The following is an 18,931-nucleotide window of genomic DNA, read 5'->3' as shown; positions in this document are numbered from 1 at the left end:
AAAACTAATATCCTTTTTTTAATTTAAATTTAACTCTACTATGAATTTATTTCTCTCTCCTGGATAAATACTTTCTGAATACTCAATTGGCTTTCCACTCTTTAAATATCCAACTGATGATAAATAATGAATAGCATTTCCCTCATCTACCTCTAAAAGCCTTGCAGTTTTATAATCCGCACTTTTAGCTTCTATCTCTCTAACTACTCTACAAACCTTTAAATCCATACTCTCTAAAATATCATATAATGATGTATTCTCTAGATTGTTTCCTAAAACTTCTTTAGCTACTTTATAGGGCAAATAAACAGTTGTTAATAAAACTGGTTTATTGCTTATAACATCATTTTTATTATCTCTTTCCACAAATCTAAGTCTTTCAATTCTAATAACCTTATCCCCTTCGACTATCTCTAACTTTTCAGAAATTTTACTATCTGCTAGTATTATGTCTTTTCCTAATACCTTTGTTACAGGTAACAATCCCTTATTATTCATTTCTCTATTGTAACTTTCTATGAATCTAGTATTATCTTGCACTATTTTAGGTTTTGTGACAAATGTACCCCTTCCCTTGACTCTCTTTAAATATCCTTTATTAACTAAACTATTAAGAGCCTGCCTAACTGTAGGTCTACTTACAGAAAATCTTTCTGCTAATTTCATTTCAGTAGGAAGCACTTCCCCTTCTAACCACTCTCCAGACTCTATCCTATCTAATATATAATTTTCTATTTTATTATGTAAATGCATAAAAACACCCTTTTCTTTAATAATGTATCTACTAATAAAAATTATATCATATATCTATTTTAAAATGTAATTACATATCCTTTTAAAATCAACATTTACCTAAAACATAGATAAAATTAAAAGTAGCCCTTTAAAGAATTCAAAAGACTACTTTTACACATTAATTATTTACACTAATCCCATCTATTGAAAGAAACTACTCCTTCATTTTGATTAATAATCTCTTTAAATGCCTTTTTAGCGTCACCCTTTACCTTAAATACAGAGTAATTAAATTCGTAGAATCCACCTAAAGAAGCTTTAAAATTTGTTTCCCAATAATTATTCATTACCCATGAATATACTAAATCATTATTTATTACTCCTGGATCACCACATAAATTTATTTCATGAGGTTTAATATCTCCCATAAAAATCATATGAGCATCTTTTGATGTTATTGCAAGAGATTCCTTTTCTCCCTCTAAAACTATTCCATTTTGTATTGCATAAAAATCTACACAACTCTTTGGAAGTTGATCTATTCTAGGTCTTAAATAACACCCTGTCTTATCTATATAAAGTTCCTCTTTTTCTTCCATAGTAAAAGGAAGTGCTACATATAAATTTTCAGCATTTAATATATTATCTTTTCCAACTCTACAATCTACATCAACTCTAGGTAATTCTTTATAAAGGGTTAGTATTACAAAGTAATTGGAGCATCCCTTTACCTTGTATTCAAGTTCTACTCTTCCAAATAAATCTCCATCGTTTAATACTTTAACATTTATAAGCTTTCCAAAATCTCTAATACTATGATATGCCTTTCTATTTCTTCCCATTAACCTTCTATCATTGGCAACATCTGTTTTAAGCGGTGTAACTTCATATATAGGTGTAAAAGCATTTACAACTCTATCTTCTCTTTGAATATTTCTTCCACTTTCTTTATCAATAAATTCTGTAATTCCCTCTTCTAATTCAAACTTTATCTTAAAGAAAGGAGATTCTAATCTGTTTGGAGTAACTATTAAATCTTTTCTATTATTAACTAAGTCCTGTACTCCATCAGCTCCTGTTAAGGTATATCCCGCTGTTGTTTTAAGCTTTTCCCCATTGATATCTCTAAATACTAAAGATTTCTCTTCCTTTGGCTCTAAATCAATTAAAACATTTATTTCATATCCTCTAGGTACCATAGCTATTTGATGCGGATAAACCTTACCAGTATTCTTATCTACAATCTCAAAATTTTCATGTCCAAATAAAACTTCCAAGAAAAATTTTGTAACTTCTCTTCTCTTTTCATCATGTGGATTTACTACTTTGAAAGTTATATCTCTCCACATCTTAAGCTCCGTCTCTCCAAGCTTATAAGTTATTTTATCTAAATTTCTTGCTGCCGCCTCATGCCCTTTTGAAGCAAAAGATTGCTTTCTTAAATCAAGATTATTAACCATAGTGTGCCATGGTTCAGTAATTGAAGCTGAGTATCCCCAAGTATGCTCTGAATACATCATGAAGTTATTAAGAGCTTCATTCATAAGTTTTTCTTCTCCTAATTCATTGTTAGGATCCAATTTCTTACACAAATTATATAATCTTAAACCTTCCCTATAGTGCTTAACAGCTCCAGGAGTTGATGCTGTTCCATCAGCCCACCAATCAGTCCAATCTCCTTTATAAGTTGGTATTAAACCTGAGTCTTTGAATCTATTAATATTTTCTAACAAATCCTCTAATATGGCCATTTCAAGCTTAATTTCATTTCCATGTTCCTTGTTCCATCTATTGATAAATTCTATAATTTTAAAACTTGGAGGAGCATTATCTGTCATAAGAGCCGAAACTGTTATTGGAAGGAAATCAAAAGGAAAATCTTCTTCTTCAAACTTTTCTAAATAATTAAATATTCTTTTTTCAGCTCTTTCATAGCGCCCCATATCTTTACTATCTAATCCATCCTTTATCATGTATTCCCAACTATTAAACTGAGAAAACCCCAATTCATTTCCAATGTGATAATGTTCTCCTACCCATGAAAGAAGCTTGTCTCCATTTGGAGTTTCCCAATAAAAAGGATATTGTTTTCTTCCATTAGGATACATTCCATGGTGAGTGTGAATACATGAATATAAAATGTTTACACCACTATCCTTAAGTGCTTGTGAATATCCCCATGAATATCCATTTATATCTGCTGTCATAGCACAATTAGCACTTAGTCCTAAATTGTTTAATTTATCAATTGTTCTATTGAACACATCTCTTAATACATCATAACTTATTAAATCTGTTAGATTTAAATAGTTTAAACTTAATCCAATTCTACCTAATTTAACATGCTTTATAAAATCACTTAATTCCTTTTCAGTGGCCTCTTCTAAGAATTTTTCTACACACCAAAAGCTTTCACAAGTCCATTTATATCCTTGCCATTCTTCTTTTCCATTTTCATAAGCTTCATTTAATATATTTATTGCCTCTTTTATATATTCTATATGATGTCTCTCTATTTTTTCCTGTCTATCAGTATATCCAATATCAGTATGACTATGATTTAAAACAAGTATTTTCCACTTTTTCTTTAACATAAAAATATACACCTCTCAAAACCTTATTATTTTATATTTTAGATATAATTATCTTTTTAATTTTATACATTAAAATTTTCTTTAACTTATATAAACAAAACTAATCTACTTTTTAAATAACATAGGAACAGCTATTAAAGTACTTTCTGTAGAATCCTCACTTATTAATATTGTTATATTGTTATCACTACACATTTTTTCTAGGTCTTCTTTAAAAAACTCATATGCTTTAGATATATTTCCTCCTATAACTATAGCCTCTATATTGCATTTTTTAACATATAGCTCCATAAGCTCTTTTATATTTTTACCGAAAGCCTTAAAAACATTTAAAGCTTCCTGGTCATTATTACAAGCCAAATCATATAATTCTTTTCCATTTGAAATAGATATATTAGCCTTTTCTGCAATCCTTAACAATCCTCTTGTAGATATATAATCATCTGCTATAGAGTCTTTAAAAGAAGTGTTATATATCCATCCTTCCTTTGGTATATTTTCATCTTCATATAATAAGCTTTTATTTTCAATAAAAGCAGAACCTATTCCCGTTCCAATACATATACATAAAAGCTTATTAAAATTTTTCCCTTCTCTAAAATTACACTCTCCTAAAGCATATAGATGAGCATCATTTTTAAATTTAAATTCTAATTCTGAAAAAAAAGTTTTAAGCGCCTTTTTTAAATTAACTCCATATAAGCTTTCATATTTACCTATATCTTTTATTAGAGAAATACCATTTTCATAATCAAAAGGACCTGGAAAAGCAATTCCTACTCCTTCTATATTTCCTCCTAACTTCTCACCCTCTAAAATGTGTAATTTTATAATTTCAATAAAATTTTTTAAAATAGTATTTTTATCTTCATTAGCTAAGGAATCTCTTACTGAAATATTTGTAATAACATTCCCTAAACTATCAACTAAAGCACTTTTAATAGAACTTCCTCCTACATCTAATGCTATAAAATAATTTCTCATAAATACCACCTCATACTAAATTTTATACGTACCCCTTTAATATGTAAATACATTTATTCTTTATTAATAGTATATTAATAATTTTAATCATATTAAACTTGATATATGTAATTACATATTGTAATATTATTTTATAATACAAATATTTCAAGGGAGAATTTTTATGTTTAACAAATATAATAATTATGACAAATATCCTACAAATAAAATTAAAGGATTTAATAATGAAGCTTGGCAAGGATATGATTCAATAATAGAAAAACTAAAAAATAATATAAATATACTTAATAAAAATAATCCTATATTAGTTATAGATTGTTATATAGGAGTTGACTTATTAGAAATAGAAAAAGCTTTTTCTAAATTATCTCCTGTTAAAATGATAAAATCTGATGATTTTGCATTATGTGGTGATGAAATAAATGAAAAGATTAAAGACCTCATGACTGAAGATAGAGTTTTTGGAATTATGAATAATAAAAAACTTTCTGAGTTTTTTCCTGAAGAAAACATAAACAAAGCTAGGGAACTGCTATCTAAACAAGATGAGGGATTAATAATTATATATGGTACAGGTGCTTCTTTAATTACTAAAGGAGATATACTTATATTTTCAGACCTTGCAAGATGGGAAATACAAATGCGCTATAGAAAAGGAATGGGAAATTGGAAAGCTAATAATGAAAGTGAACAAATATTAAAAAAATATAAAAGGGGCTTTTTCTTAGAATGGAGAATGATGGATAGACATAAAAAATCTCTATTTTCTGAAATTAATTATATTTTAGATACCAACCTTCCAAATGACCCTAAAATGATAACTTCTGATGCCTTTTTTAATGGACTCAATCAAATCTCATCAAAGCCATTTAGAGTAGTTCCTTACTTTGATCCCGGTGTATGGGGTGGCCAATGGATGAAGGAAGTTTGTGATTTAGATAAAAATTCAGAAAATTTTGCTTGGAGTTTTGATGGAGTTCCTGAGGAAAATAGTCTTTATCTTCAATTTGGGCAAATTAAAGTTGAACTTCCTGCAATCAACTTAGTACTTATAAATCCAAGAAAGCTTCTTGGCGAAAAGGTACATGCTAGATTCGGTTGTGAATTCCCTATTAGATTTGATTTTTTAGATACTATGGGTGGTCAAAATCTTTCTCTTCAAGTTCATCCATTAACAGAATATATTCAAGAAAACTTTGGAATGCACTATACTCAAGATGAAAGCTATTATATATTAGATTGTGAAGAGAATGCTTATGTGTATTTAGGTTTAAAAGAAGATATAAATAAAAATGATATGATTAGAGATTTAAAGGTTGCAGAAAAAGGTGAACTTATATTTCCCACAGATAAATATATAAATAAGTTTCCTGCTAAAAAACATGACCATTTTTTAATACCTGCAGGTACAGTCCACTGCTCAGGTTCTGGAACTATGGTTCTAGAAATAAGCGCTACTCCTTATATATTTACATTTAAATTATGGGATTGGGGAAGAATTGGTTTAGATGGTCTACCAAGACCTATTCACTTAGAACACGGTGAAAAGAACATTCAATGGGATAGAACTACCTCTTGGGTAAAAGAAAATTTAGTTAATGATATAAGGATAATCTCTAAGAGTAATAATATAAAAGAAGAAAAAACAGGATTACATGAAAGAGAATTTATTGAGACAAGAAGACATAGATTTTCAGAGCCAGTACTACACTCAACAAATCAAAGCGTAAATGTATTAAATCTTGTGGAAGGTGCTGAAGCAATTGTAGAAAGTCCTACAAATTCCTTTGAACCATTTATTGTTCATTACGCTGAAACCTTCATAATACCAGAATGTATAAAAGAATATACCATAAGACCTTACGGCAAATCTTTAGGAAAAGAAATTGTAACTATAAAAGCTTACGTTAGATAAAAAAAGTGACTATATGAATAATTCATATAGTCACTCTTCTTATTTAAAATATAATTTCAATTTAAATAAAATTTCTTTTGATTAAAATTGAAATTATACTTTATGTTCTATTGCATGCTTTTATATTCTTCTAAAGCCTTTGCAAGTTGATCTGGACAAGATGTTCCTTTGCCTCTACAGTCTATTCCTTTTAATTTTAAAATAGCCTCTTCAACTTCCATTCCTTCAACAAGTCTAGCAACTCCCATTAAATTTCCCGGACATCCATTTACGAAACTAACATTTTTTATTTTGTTATCTTCAATTTCAAAGTTAATTTCTTTAGCACAAACTCCTGTAGTTTTGTAATTCATACTTATCTCCCCTATCTAGCTAATTATAAAAATATAGCTACTATTTTAAAGTAGCTATAACTTCAATCTCTATTTTAGCATCTTTAGGCAATTTAGCAACCTCTACTGCACTTCTTGCAGGTTGATTTTCTGTAAAATAAGTAGCATATACCTCATTCATTCTTCCAAAATCATTCATATCACTTAAAAACACTGTAGTTTTTATTACTTTATCCATAGAAGTTCCCGCAGCCTCTAAGATAGCCTTTACATTTTCTAATGATTGAGTTGTTTGTTCTTCAATTGACTCTGGCATTACTCCTGTTTCAGGATTTAGTGGAATTTGGCCTGAAGTATAAACTAACTCTCCTATTTTTATTCCTTGTGAGTAAGGTCCAATTGCACCTGGTGCTTTGTTTGTTTTTATTATTTCTTTTGCCATATAAAACATCTCCTCTTCTACAATACATTACTTCTGATACTTTAATTTTAATACAGCAAAAGTTTAAATTCAACATTTTACACTATTTATTATCATTAACTGTATTGTCACTTATTTCACCTAATGTTTTGGGAGCAATTTTATCATCTCCAAAGCCCCTTGTCTCAGTAGTTGGATTACTTAATATTCCAGCCATAACTAATATTGATAAGATAGCAGTTACTATTTCATTATAATTACTTGGTAAAATACTTATATGGCAACTTTCAAGTATTAATGGTATCAAGGCAAAAATTGACATCCATAGTCCATAGTTTTTTAATCTACTCCAATCATACATAAATATTTCCTCCTAAATTTTAATATATATTATTATATTCACAATATTCATGTATGGTTATAATATAATTAGCATAACAAAAGACTGTTTTAAATAAACTTAAAACAGTCTTTAAATTAACATATACTATTAGATATCTGTCATTATAAGCTTAGCAGTTTCTGTATTTGTAGCTAATGGAACCTTGTAAACATCACAAAGTCTAAGTAATGCATTAATATCTGGCTCGTGAGGTTGAGCTGTTAATGGATCTCTTAAGAAGATTACCATATCAATATCATGATTGGCTACCATAGCTCCTATTTCTTGGTCTCCCCCTAGTGGACCACTTTTACATCTTTTAACCTCTAAAGATGTGTTTTGCATGATTTTAAGACCAGTAGTTCCTGTTGCAACAAGAACATGTTTAATTAATTTGTCTTCACATTCCTTTGCAAGTTCTATCATTTCTTCTTTTTTCTTATCATGTGCAATTAACGCTATTTTCATTTGACTCTCCCCTTTTATCTAAATAACTAAAACTAATCTACTTAAATACTTAATTATAGTTATTTGTGCTTTTAGATAGAATGTATAAAAATACTTATAATTACTCTACCTTTTTTAATTATATCCTTTACACAACTTAATTATATACTAAATATACCTATATTGATATACTAACTCCTAAATTCATTGCATATTCTAAAAACTCTTTTTCTTTTAAAGCCTTAGAGAAATAAAACCCTTGAATAACATCAAAATCTAATAATTTAAAAAAGTCATAGTATTCCTTGCTTTCCACACCCTCAACAACAAGCTCTGCATCTAAACTCTTTGCAAAATTAGAGATAGCACTAAGCATTGATATATATTTATCATTTGGTATATCGGCTATGAACTCCTTTGGAATTTTTATCTGATCAAAAGGTATTTTTAATAGTCTATTTATGGATGAATATCCCTTTCCAAAATCGTCAATAGCTATCTTAAAACCATATTTCTTTAATTTTATTATTTCATTTAATGCAACACAATTAGCCTCTAAATCAACATTTTCTAAAATTTCCAAAGTAATATTTCTAGGTATTAGATTATATTTTTTTGTTATCTTATCTAATTTACCTACTATTCCTCTATTTTTTAATGTATTTATTGATATATTTACTGAACACTGTAAGTTAATATTATTCTTAATCAAGGAACTTTGAAAAGCACAAGTTTTTTCAAAAACATAAAGATCTAACTCATTAATAGCCTTAAGTTCCTCTAAAGTACTAACTATTTCACTAGCAGATACTGCTCCTAAAGCATCATGATTCCATCTTATAAGTGTTTCATATCCCTTAAGTTTGTTGTCTAAAGCTGATATCTGTGGCTGATAAACAGTATATAATTCTTTATTTAATAAAGCTTCTTTAATATGCTTCTTTATTAAAATTGTTCTAACTCTTAACTTATGCATTTCTTCAGTATATTCTAAACTTGAAAGAAATATATCCTCTTTAGATTTTTCTTTCGCAAATGCTGCCTCTGCTACAATTTCATTAAAACTTTTATTGCCAAAATTAATTGAGTATCCTATATTAAATTTTATTATAATTTCTTTATTAATATTTATTAATATTAGCTTTTTTATTGATTCTATACTTTTCAAAGCCTCTTCTACCTTAGCCTTATCAGTAGTATTTAATGCAATCAAGAACTCATCGCCTTCGTAAATACCATATATATTCTTAACCTTTAATATTTTAGAGAGCTTACTTAATTCTTTTGAAAACTCTTCTAAAACTTCATCTCCACCTTTTCTTCCTAAAATATCATTTATAAGGCTAAAACTATTTAAATCCAATAGAAATAAAGTGTATTTCTCACTCCAATTTTCTAGCTTGTCCTCAAATTCAAATCTAGTATATATCTTTCTAATTGGATCAAATTTTTCTTTTAATAATATCTCTTCAGTAAACTCTTCTTTACTTCTATTGTAAATTATTACTCTTATTAAAAATACACTCATTGTTACAACACTTAGTAATACATATCTAAAAATATTAAACTGAGAATCTAATATTCCAAATACAACCAGACTTAGAAAAGAAAAAACAATAAATGTAAGAACTATTATTGTATTAAAAATATCATTATAACTTTCTTTTCGTATGTGAGCTATTTTATTAGAGTAAATTTTTCTATCCTTTTTTCCTAAGCTTAAAATTATAGCATATACAAATACCTCAAAAAAATTTATTAATGTATATATAAAATTAATTTCATATTTCGTGTTTAGACTTAGATAATAAAATATAGAAATTTTTACACACATATATATTAATAAAGAAATATTTACTTTCATTTCAATTTTAGAGTAAAAGGACAATATGAGAGAAGTAATTAAAATAAAAATAAAATTTATTATTATAAAATTTCCCAATATAGTATTTATATTTAATGCAACGTCCGTAAATTTATTTGTATATACCTCCTGTGGTAAATTTCTAGGTGCAAATCCAGCCAATATTATTAAAACAGGAATTAACAATAATAAAGAATCCTTTAAAGCTAGTTTATAATAACTATAAACCTTTAGTCCATTAAAATACTTGTATGTCCTAAATATTAAAAACAAGCACCAAAATAATAATAAAAAAGAAATACCTATTAAACTTATTTCTAAACCTATAATCTTATTAAATAATATAATTGTAAAAATAATATTAAATACATAACAATCCTTAATAAGCTTCCATTTTTCCTTTGTGGTTTCTTCTAAATATCTATTTTTATTAAAATCTCTTATCATAAATATTATTTGAAGATAAAATACTAAATTTAAAACCAAAAGATTATTATCAAAGTCAACTCCCTTAATCCTTGTGCAAACTAATACAAAAAGGAAAGCAACACTTGAAAAAATTAAATTCCCCTTTAAAATCTTATTCATATATAAACCCTTATTAAATAACTTATTTTTATACAATTAAAAAGCTGTACCATAAATTCTTCTAATATACCTAAAAATTATTTCTTATTATATAGGTCATATTAGATGTTTTTTGGCACAGCCTTCTCTTCATTAGTAATTATGCTTCTTCAAAAAATGCTTTATAGCATTTCTTTGTTTCATATATATCAGCTTTGGATGCAACTTCTAAAGGTGCATGCATATTTTGTAATGCTACTCCACAATCAATAACTTCCATGTTATATTGTGCTAATATATAAGCAATTGTACCACCGCCACCTTGGTCTACCTTACCAAGTTCTGCAGTTTGCCATACAACACCATTTTTATCCATGATATTTCTTAGATGAGCTATATACTCAGCATTAGCATCATTACATCCTGATTTTCCTCTAGCTCCTGTGTATTTACTAAATACTACTCCATTTCCGAAGTATGCAGTATTTTTCTTTTCACATACAGATGGATAGTTTGGATCAAATGCAGCAGTAACATCTGCTGATAACATCATTGAATTTTGAAGACATCTTCTAAGTTTTAACTCTGAGTACTCTCCTTTTCCATCCATAAGCTCCGCAACTAAATTTTCAAAGAATCTAGATTGCATACCTGTAGCCCCTACACTACCTATTTCTTCTTTATCAACTAATAATGCTACACAAGTCTTATCAACATCACCTAAATCCATTAAAGCCTCAGCTGAAGTATATGCACATATTCTATCATCATGTCCATATGCTAAAACCATACTTCTATCTAATCCATAATCTCTTGCTTTTCCTGCAGGCACTATTTCTAATTCAGCTGAAACAAAATCCTCTTCTGTGATACCATATTTTTCATTTAATAAAACTAGGATATTTGCTTTAACAGCTTCCTTTTCATCTGTATCCTTTAAAGGCATACTTCCTACTAAAACATTTAAATCTTCACCTTCTACCACTTTAGCGCCCTTTTTATCCATTTGATTAGCTGATAAATGAGCTAGAAGGTCTGATATTCCTATTACAGGATCATTATCATCTTCACCTATTACAATGTTTACCTTAGTACCATCTTTTTTAATAACAACTCCATGAATTGCAAGTGGTATAGTTACCCATTGATATTTTTTTATTCCTCCATAATAGTGTGTATCTAATAATGCTAATCCTGAGTCTTCATATAGCGGATTTTGCTTAACATCCAATCTTGGAGAATCTATATGAGCCCCGATTATTCTTAATCCATTTTCTAATGGTTTTGAACCTACTTTTATTAAGGTTATTGTTTTATCCATATTAATAGAGTAAAGTGCATCACCAGCTGATACCTTTTCTCCATTTTTAATTATTTCATCAAAATTTTTAAAGCCTTTTTTTTCAACCATTTCTGCTAATACAGAAACACATTCCCTCTCAGTTTTTGCAACTGACATAAACTCTCTATATCTATCACTTAAAGAAAAAACTTCTTTAAGATCCTGTTCTTCATATTTTCCCCAAGCATTTTCATATTCTTTTTTTAAATTTTTTACATCCTTCATAATATAGCCCTCCTATCTATTTTAATTTAATTTTATATTTTTGGTAATATTTTGTCAAACTATAGAATTTTCCTTATTTTAAATAATAATAGTAAAATTAGTGCCATTAAAGCTAATACAATAACCATAACATAAAATCCATAAGGATATGTCTTAAAAGGCATACAATCAAAGCTCATGGAAAAGATTGCAGTCATTAATTCTAAAGGCAAGAAAACTGCTGTTATTATGGTGAATACTTTCATAAGTTCATTGGTTTTATTAGCTAGTTCCGATTCATATGCCTCTCTTACAATTGCCAACTCCTGTGATAAAGTATCTAAAGAAGTCATCAACTTCTCTATTTTACTATTTATGTTTCTGAAGTAAATTCTATTTTTTTCTCCTACAACACCATTTTCGTCAATAACTAAAGCATCCCCTATGTATCTAATAGGTTTTATAAGCTTTCTAAGTTTGTAGGCCTCTCTTCTTATAAATAGCAATGAATTCAGATATTTACTATCCGGATTTTTTAATATTTCTAATTCTATTTTATCTCCTTCTGTTTCTAAGTCTGAGATTATATTATAATTATTTTTTATTATTCTATCCAATATATAATAAAGAATAATTGAAGGACTTTTATCCATTTTAAATAACTGGCAATTTTTCTCTTCTTTTATATCTTCAATTAACTCATACAAAAGTGATATATTACTCTTATAAACTGTAACTATAAAACTCTTTCCTAAAAATATATCAAGTTCTTTTGAAATGATTTGCTTACCAGATTGCTCAATTATGTTAATCAAAATAAATATGTAATCCTTAAAATAATCTATTCTCTGCTCTTGTCTATAATCAATACATTCTTTTATACACTCATAAGAAAACATTTCTTCTAAAAGATTTATTTCATCTTCTTCCATTAGAATCCACGCTGGGAATTCATCGAGCTTCCACTCTTCAACAACTTTAAAATTATCTTTAATATTAAATATAACCATATCATCACCTTTAATTCTGATATGGTTATAGTTTATACTTTTTATTAAATTTTACTCTCTTTCTCCATGCTTTCAAGCATTCTTTTTTCTATTATATCAACTGGTGTAACATCAGACATACGTTGATATCTATAGTTAGCTGCAGCGGCCTCTATTATTACTGCTATGTTTCTTCCAGGTCTTATTGGAACTCTTAGCTTTTTAACCTTCACACCTAAAATATCTTGATATTCGTCATTTACACCTAATCTATCATAATCTCCATCATCTTTCCAATGTTCAAAATGGATTATTATTTTTATTTCTTTAGAATTTAAAATTGAACTTAATCCATATAATGCTGATACATCTATTATTCCCATACCTCTAACTTCAAGCATTCCAAAAGTTATCTCTGGAGATCTACCTATAAGGTCACCATCTATTTCTTTTATATCAACAGCATCATCAGTTACTAATCTATGACCTCTTTTTATAAGCTCTAAAGCAGTCTCACTTTTACCTATACCACTTTCCCCTGTTATTAACATTCCTATACCATATACATCAACAAGAACACCATGTAATCTTGTCTCAGGAGCCATCTTATCTGATAAATACATTGTGATTTTACTTATAAACTTAGTAGTTATCATTTTGCTTCTAAGAATCCATAAATTTCTCTTTCTAGCTGCTTTTAAAAGTTCCTCATGTATCTCTAAATCTCTAGTTATTATAAGACAAGATATATCAAAAGAGAAAAACTTATTTAATCTCTTTTTTCTAAGATCTGGAGACATGTCTTCTAAGAAACTCCACTCTGCTTTTCCTATAACTTGAATTCTTTCTGGAGCGAAATAATTATAAAAACCAGCTAATTGTAAACCTGGTCTATTTACATCACTAACATTTATAGGGACATTTTCTTCACCAGTTTGAATTACCTCTAAACTAAAATCCTTTATTAACTTTTCTACTGTAACACCCACTTAAATCACCCTTAATTTTTCTTATTTTTTGGCTCAATCCCTTTTAACTGCTCTCTTAAATTGCTTTTAAATCTGTTTATATATTCTTTTCTAAGTTCTTCTCTTTCTTTGTGTTCATCCTCTGATAAACCTTCTTCTTTATGTTTCTTATGTAACTCATTTATTCTTTTTGTTAATTCATCTATATTCATCTTTATTCTCCTTTTAACTGTAACTTTAATTTAGTTTAATTTATTTATAATATTATTTTACATTTGTATGTATTTTTTAGCAACAATCTTTCTTGTTAAAATCTTCATTTAATCCAAATTATATTATAATATATATAAAAAATATATATAAGATGTAAAAACCTTTGAAATTTTTACCTATTTTAATTGTAATATATTTTATATTAATTGATTTTATCTTATAATATTTATATAAACTTTTGTAATATGGTAAAATTCCCATTACCATTAAACATAATTTATATTTGTATTTAAGGGTGAAATAATTATGAGTAATAAAAAAATAAACTTTAGAAATATGATTAATTCAGATAAAGTTAAGTTGATAAATAACTCCTTAGTTCTAGATGGACTTTCTCTTAAGGAGCTTTCAAAAAAAATAGATATACAAAAGAAAGAAATAATAAACTTTATGAAGAATGAAGGTTTTTTCTTTGATGAAATAGATGGCTATTTTAAAAAATTTAAAGAAATACCCACTCTAAAAGGAGAGAATTCTTCAGTAAAACTAAACAAAAAAGTTTCAAATTTAAAAACTGAACGTGAAGATATCCAATCTATTATAGATTCCATAAATGAAAAGTTAAATTTAAAAGATATTGATTCTAATAAAATTTTACTACCTGAGATTAAACCAAATAAAGAAATTAGTGTTTCTCTTGAGTCCACTCCAGAAACTACTGATTCTAAATCTCAAACTCTTACATTAGAAATACCTAAAATATCTAGAACTGCTAGAAGAAAAAAAATGAAAAAAACAGCCTTAAAAAGATTTTTCTTGTATATGAGAAATAAATTTTCTAAAATATTTATGGTAAAAAAATCAAAGAAATTAAAAGAACCTCTAGAATCAAGTTCCAAGGAATCTTTACATAATAAAGATTTAGAAAAGAAAGATTCTCCTCATGTTGTTTTAGAAGAAGTAGCTTTAGAAATCTTACCTACAAATAAAGATATAGTAACTGATTTATTACCAAGCCATAAAGAATCTAAATTATCTTTTGAAATAAAAATACCTAAAAATTTTAAAGGAAGAAAAAGACTTACTATTTCAAAAGAGAGTTTAAAAGAACTAAGTATTTTAAATTTAGATCAAGATTCCTTAGAAGATTTTAAAAATGAACTACAAAGGCTTAAACTTCATTCATCCTTTATAGAAAATTTAAAATCAAATAATCTAAAAGATAATGAAAATAAAGCTTTAGAAGAACGAATATATAATCTTGAAAAAAAAGTAACTGAACTTGAAGAATTTTTCTTAGAAATCTTTCAAGCCATGTCAATAAAATAGGACTTACTTTATAAAAGAACTCTATTTTAAATGAACCTTGATTCTTAGCTATTCCTTCGGTCTAGTAAAAAAATCAATATCGGTTTAAAGCATAGCCTATAAAAAATCTATTCCAAACAGGAATAGATTTTTTTATTTTGTAATCATATTTAATTATAGAAATTCAGCTTTATACCTATACTATAGTTACACTATACTTTTGGGAGGAATGACATATGTCAAATAGAAACTTACGTTTAGAAGAACTAAAAAAAATTTATGGTAAAATAAGTCCTTTTGAGTTTAAAAATAATTTAATAGATTTGGCTAGAGATAAAAAAAGTGCACATACTCTTTTAGATGCAGGACGTGGGAATCCTAACTGGACAGCATCAACACCTCGTGATGCATTTTTTACTTTTGGTCATTTTGCAGTTTCTGAAACACGACGAACTTTTACTTCAGGAGATTTGGCTGGTATACCTCATAAGGAAGGAATATATACAAGATTTTTAGATTTTTTAAAAAACAATCCAAATTCTCCTGGAATAGGACTACTAGATGAAATAATCAAATATGGCATTAATATAAAAGGTTTTAATCCAGATAACTTTCTTTATGAACTTACTGATGCTATTATAGGAGATAACTATCCTTATCCAGATAGAATGCTTCCACATATAGAGGCAATAGTTCATGACTATCTAATAAAAGAACTTTGCTACTTACCTCCTTCAAAAAAATTCAAACTTTTCGCAGTTGAAGGTGCTACAGCAGCAATGTGCTATATCTTCGATTCTTTAATAGCCAATGAACTTCTTCAAAGAAAGGATAAAATAGCCATAATGGCTCCTATATTTACTCCCTATTTAGAGATTCCTCAGATACCTAGATATGATTTAGAAAGTATATATATTCATGCTAGTGAAATTAATGAAGAAGGCAATCATACTTGGCAATATCCAGAAGAAGAATTAAATAAGTTAAAAGATCCATCAATTAAAGCTCTATTTTTAGTTAATCCAAGCAACCCACCTTCTGTTGCTATTCATGATAAAAGTAAAGAAATCCTTAAGAATATAGTTAATAATTATAATCCTAATTTAATGATAATATCAGATGATGTTTATGGAACATTTGTAAATAAGTTTCAGTCCTTAGTGGCAGATTTACCTCATAACTCTATTGGTGTTTATTCTTATTCAAAATATTTTGGTGTAACTGGTTGGAGACTTGGTACATTAGCCCTTTATGAAGATAATATATTTGACAAATTAATAAGTGAACTACCTAAAGAAAAGAAAGATATTGTTAATAGAAGATATGAATCCTTATCTACTAATCCAGAAAATATTCCATTTATTGATAGAATTGTTGCTGATAGTCGTCAGGTAGCACTTAATCATACTGCTGGTTTATCAACTCCTCAACAAGTACAAATGGCATTTTTCTCAGCCTTTTCTTTAGTAGATGAAGAAAATAAATATAAAAATCAAACAATAGATATATGTCACAGACGTCAAAAACTTTTATTTAAAAACTTAGGACTTCCACTAAAAAAAGATCCATATGATGCATCATACTATACTGAATTCGATTTACTCCAATGGGCGATTAAAAATTATGGTCATGAATTTGCAAATTATTTAAAATCCAATTATAAACCAGTAGATGTTCTATACAAATTAGCCGAAGAATCTTCCATAGTATTATTAAGTGGAGGTGGCTTCCAAGGTCCTGAATGGTCTGTAAGGATTTCTTTAGCTAATTTAGATGATGATGCTTACTCTAAAATTGGGACTGTACTCCGAAAAATTCTTGAAGACTTTGTAACACAATGGAAAAATTCAATTAATAAATAAAAAAGCAACATTTACCTAAAACAGAGCCAAAATAAAAATAGCAGTTAGTTTGTCATAACTGCTATTTTTATTTTATTTTTTCCATTCTATATCCTATTTCCTTATTGGCTAACCTATAACCCTCTTCTATCATCTCTTCTGTACTTTTCTCACTTCCCATTAAAGAATCTATTGTTAGTTGAGCTCTATCTCTAAAATATTTATCTAAAAGCATATTCTCTATTTCTCTTTGATCACATATTGAATAATCATGTAATATATGATTGACTTTAAATCCTTGCTTTTCCAACTCTCTTCCAACTAATATACTTCTATGACATCTTATAGGCTCTTGCATTGCTCCTAATAAAGCTATTCTATATCCTTTACCTATTCCAACTTTAAGCCTTTCTATTCCATTTTTAAATAATTCCTCATTAATAACTTTATGAAAATCTGCATATCCTTCTTTATTATAGGAAATTTTACTTTCTCTTTTTGCTGCAAATTCCTTTGCCATATAAATATAAGTAAACCCTAAATCGGTTAAAGTTTTCTGAATAGTTTCTTTATTATATTGAACATTATATTTGGAATATGGAATCCCCCTTATATCTACAACACAATTTATATTATATTTATTTAACATATGAACAAGTCTACTTACATCATAGTTTGAATGTCCTATAGTATATATTTCCATGCTAAACCTCCTTATCCTTAGCTCAAAATAAATTATTATATTTATTACGGCTCCATTTAAGGCTTATTAATATAATAATAAAAAAGGTTGTAAGACTAGTCTTACAACCTTATAATAAACAAATTATTATCTATTGTTTCTTTGTGCTTTTCTTGCTCTTCTACAATCTAAGCATCTTACTGGATCATTTTCAAATCCTTTTTCTTTGTAGAAAGCTTGCTCTCCCTCAGTGAATATGAAATCTGCTCCACAGTCTTTGCATTTTAATGTTTTATCTGCCATTTTGACATCCTCCTTAAATTTAAAGATTTAAATGGATTAATAAAAATTTTCTTTAAGTTTAAGGAAAATTTTATTCATCTTTTAAAGCTTTTTCTGTTATAAATCTATTATAACACTATTAAATTCACATTGCAAGTTTTTTTCTTCACTTTTTTCTTTATTGAGGTAATAAAGCATTTAAAGTATATACTCTACTTAAGAAATATATGCATAATATAACTAATAATAAAATAATTATTGCCCCTATTATATTCACAATACCACTTTTAAGTTCAGCTAAAAACTCTTTTGATCCAAATTTAACGCCCTTATCTTTTCTTATTCTATAAAGCCCACCCCATATAAGACCACTAGTTATTATATTACCTGTAACAATTTGAGCTATAGCTATTATATTAAGTGCCACTTTGTTAGATGTTATATTCTTACCTTCTTTTAAATCTTTTATAGCATATTTACATATTGCTCCACTAAAGAAAGCTAACATTGCTATAACAAACATTACTGTTGTTCTAGTATCATCTAAAACTGGTTGATAAAATTTTTCTCCTTTAGCCATAGTTAATGTATATAAGTAAATTATATATACTATAGGTATTATGAATAATACATACTTTGCTAAATTTAGAGGAAAATACTTTTTCTTTAACTCCTTTTCTTTAGCTTCGATTTCTTTTTTTGTAGGTTTGTTTTGATTTTTTTGATTCTTTTTCTTTTGTCCCAAACTTACTTGCACCTCTCTTCTTTCCACTTAATGTAGTATTGAAATCTGCATAATAAGATTATATCAACTTAATATATCATTTAACAATGTGTTTTTTACATTTTGTGAAAAATCTC

18 protein-coding genes are annotated in these 18,931 nt (G+C 27.5%); 3 read left to right on the top strand and 15 right to left on the bottom strand.

What is annotated here, in order from left to right; all coding sequences use genetic code 11:
* Positions 1 to 18: 18 nt before the first annotated feature.
* The 3 genes from AC2JAQ_RS06885 to AC2JAQ_RS06875 all read right to left on the bottom strand — a co-directional run bounded on the left by AC2JAQ_RS06885 (position 19) and on the right by AC2JAQ_RS06875 (position 4,313).
* Positions 19 to 753, bottom strand: coding sequence for a GntR family transcriptional regulator (locus AC2JAQ_RS06885; protein ID WP_488458547.1), 735 nt, complete (start codon positions 751 to 753; stop codon positions 19 to 21).
* 173 nt (positions 754 to 926) lie between these two features.
* On the bottom strand, positions 927 to 3,329 hold the full coding sequence (locus tag AC2JAQ_RS06880; protein ID WP_488458546.1) for a glycoside hydrolase family 38 N-terminal domain-containing protein: 2,403 nt from the start codon (positions 3,327 to 3,329) through the stop codon (positions 927 to 929).
* Positions 3,330 to 3,434: 105 nt separating this feature from the next.
* The gene (locus AC2JAQ_RS06875; protein ID WP_488458545.1) at positions 3,435 to 4,313 is read right to left on the bottom strand and encodes an ROK family protein; all 879 of its coding nucleotides are present in this window, start codon (positions 4,311 to 4,313) and stop codon (positions 3,435 to 3,437) included.
* Between the two features lie 163 nt (positions 4,314 to 4,476).
* Here AC2JAQ_RS06875 and AC2JAQ_RS06870 point away from each other — a divergent pair, with 163 nt between their 5' ends.
* Positions 4,477 to 6,228, top strand: a complete 1,752-nt coding sequence (locus AC2JAQ_RS06870; RefSeq protein ID WP_488458544.1) for a class I mannose-6-phosphate isomerase — start codon at positions 4,477 to 4,479, stop codon at positions 6,226 to 6,228.
* Between the two features lie 107 nt (positions 6,229 to 6,335).
* Here the strand turns inward: AC2JAQ_RS06870 and AC2JAQ_RS06865 are convergent, their stop codons facing one another.
* From AC2JAQ_RS06865 to AC2JAQ_RS06825, 9 genes are all read right to left on the bottom strand, one after another.
* On the bottom strand, positions 6,336 to 6,581 hold the full coding sequence (locus AC2JAQ_RS06865) for a TIGR03905 family TSCPD domain-containing protein (RefSeq protein ID WP_322503441.1): 246 nt from the start codon (positions 6,579 to 6,581) through the stop codon (positions 6,336 to 6,338).
* Between the two features lie 40 nt (positions 6,582 to 6,621).
* Entirely contained in the window at positions 6,622 to 7,002 is a 381-nt protein-coding gene (locus AC2JAQ_RS06860) for a RidA family protein (RefSeq protein WP_488458543.1), read from the bottom strand.
* Positions 7,003 to 7,084: 82 nt separating this feature from the next.
* Entirely contained in the window at positions 7,085 to 7,342 is a 258-nt protein-coding gene (locus AC2JAQ_RS06855; protein WP_488458542.1) for a phage holin family protein, read from the bottom strand.
* Positions 7,343 to 7,471: 129 nt separating this feature from the next.
* Positions 7,472 to 7,831 (bottom strand): methylglyoxal synthase, encoded by a 360-nt coding sequence (locus AC2JAQ_RS06850; protein WP_488458541.1) that lies wholly within the window; start codon positions 7,829 to 7,831, stop codon positions 7,472 to 7,474.
* Between the two features lie 157 nt (positions 7,832 to 7,988).
* Positions 7,989 to 10,262 carry an EAL domain-containing protein gene (locus AC2JAQ_RS06845; protein WP_488458540.1) on the bottom strand — a complete coding sequence of 758 codons (2,274 nt, stop codon included), beginning with the start codon at positions 10,260 to 10,262 and terminating at the stop codon, positions 7,989 to 7,991.
* Positions 10,263 to 10,401: 139 nt separating this feature from the next.
* Positions 10,402 to 11,808, bottom strand: coding sequence for an aminopeptidase (locus tag AC2JAQ_RS06840; protein WP_488458539.1), 1,407 nt, complete (start codon positions 11,806 to 11,808; stop codon positions 10,402 to 10,404).
* Positions 11,809 to 11,867: 59 nt separating this feature from the next.
* The gene (locus AC2JAQ_RS06835; protein ID WP_488458538.1) at positions 11,868 to 12,797 is read right to left on the bottom strand and encodes a magnesium transporter CorA family protein; all 930 of its coding nucleotides are present in this window, start codon (positions 12,795 to 12,797) and stop codon (positions 11,868 to 11,870) included.
* A gap of 44 nt (positions 12,798 to 12,841) precedes the next feature.
* Positions 12,842 to 13,765, bottom strand: a complete 924-nt coding sequence (gene hprK / locus AC2JAQ_RS06830; protein WP_423239266.1) for an HPr(Ser) kinase/phosphatase — start codon at positions 13,763 to 13,765, stop codon at positions 12,842 to 12,844.
* An 11-nt stretch (positions 13,766 to 13,776) separates the two neighbouring features.
* Positions 13,777 to 13,956 carry a DUF896 domain-containing protein gene (locus tag AC2JAQ_RS06825; protein ID WP_003448677.1) on the bottom strand — a complete coding sequence of 60 codons (180 nt, stop codon included), beginning with the start codon at positions 13,954 to 13,956 and terminating at the stop codon, positions 13,777 to 13,779.
* Between the two features lie 307 nt (positions 13,957 to 14,263).
* Between AC2JAQ_RS06825 and AC2JAQ_RS06820 the strand changes: the two genes are divergently transcribed.
* Together AC2JAQ_RS06820 and aspD are read left to right on the top strand one after the other, a co-directional pair.
* Positions 14,264 to 15,286 carry a hypothetical protein gene (locus AC2JAQ_RS06820; protein ID WP_488458537.1) on the top strand — a complete coding sequence of 341 codons (1,023 nt, stop codon included), beginning with the start codon at positions 14,264 to 14,266 and terminating at the stop codon, positions 15,284 to 15,286.
* Between the two features lie 215 nt (positions 15,287 to 15,501).
* Entirely contained in the window at positions 15,502 to 17,127 is a 1,626-nt protein-coding gene (gene aspD, locus AC2JAQ_RS06815; protein ID WP_488458536.1) for an aspartate 4-decarboxylase, read from the top strand.
* Positions 17,128 to 17,194: 67 nt separating this feature from the next.
* Here aspD and AC2JAQ_RS06810 read toward each other — a convergent pair whose 3' ends face one another.
* The 3 genes from AC2JAQ_RS06810 to AC2JAQ_RS06800 form a co-directional block, all read right to left on the bottom strand.
* A complete protein-coding gene (locus AC2JAQ_RS06810) occupies positions 17,195 to 17,809 on the bottom strand; it encodes a DUF488 domain-containing protein (protein ID WP_488458535.1) in 615 nt (204 codons plus the stop codon).
* Positions 17,810 to 17,935: 126 nt separating this feature from the next.
* Positions 17,936 to 18,091: a zinc-ribbon domain-containing protein gene (locus tag AC2JAQ_RS06805; protein ID WP_061427728.1), complete on the bottom strand. Its 156-nt coding sequence runs from the start codon at positions 18,089 to 18,091 to the stop codon at positions 17,936 to 17,938.
* Between the two features lie 157 nt (positions 18,092 to 18,248).
* Complete coding sequence (locus tag AC2JAQ_RS06800; protein WP_488458534.1) at positions 18,249 to 18,815, bottom strand: hypothetical protein; 567 nt, start codon at positions 18,813 to 18,815, stop codon at positions 18,249 to 18,251.
* Between the last annotated feature and the right edge of the window lie 116 nt (positions 18,816 to 18,931).

This window comes from Clostridium sp. LIBA-8553, from assembly GCF_057782465.1.
Note: the sequence above shows the minus strand (reverse complement) of the source record. Positions and strands in the feature narration are given on the sequence as shown.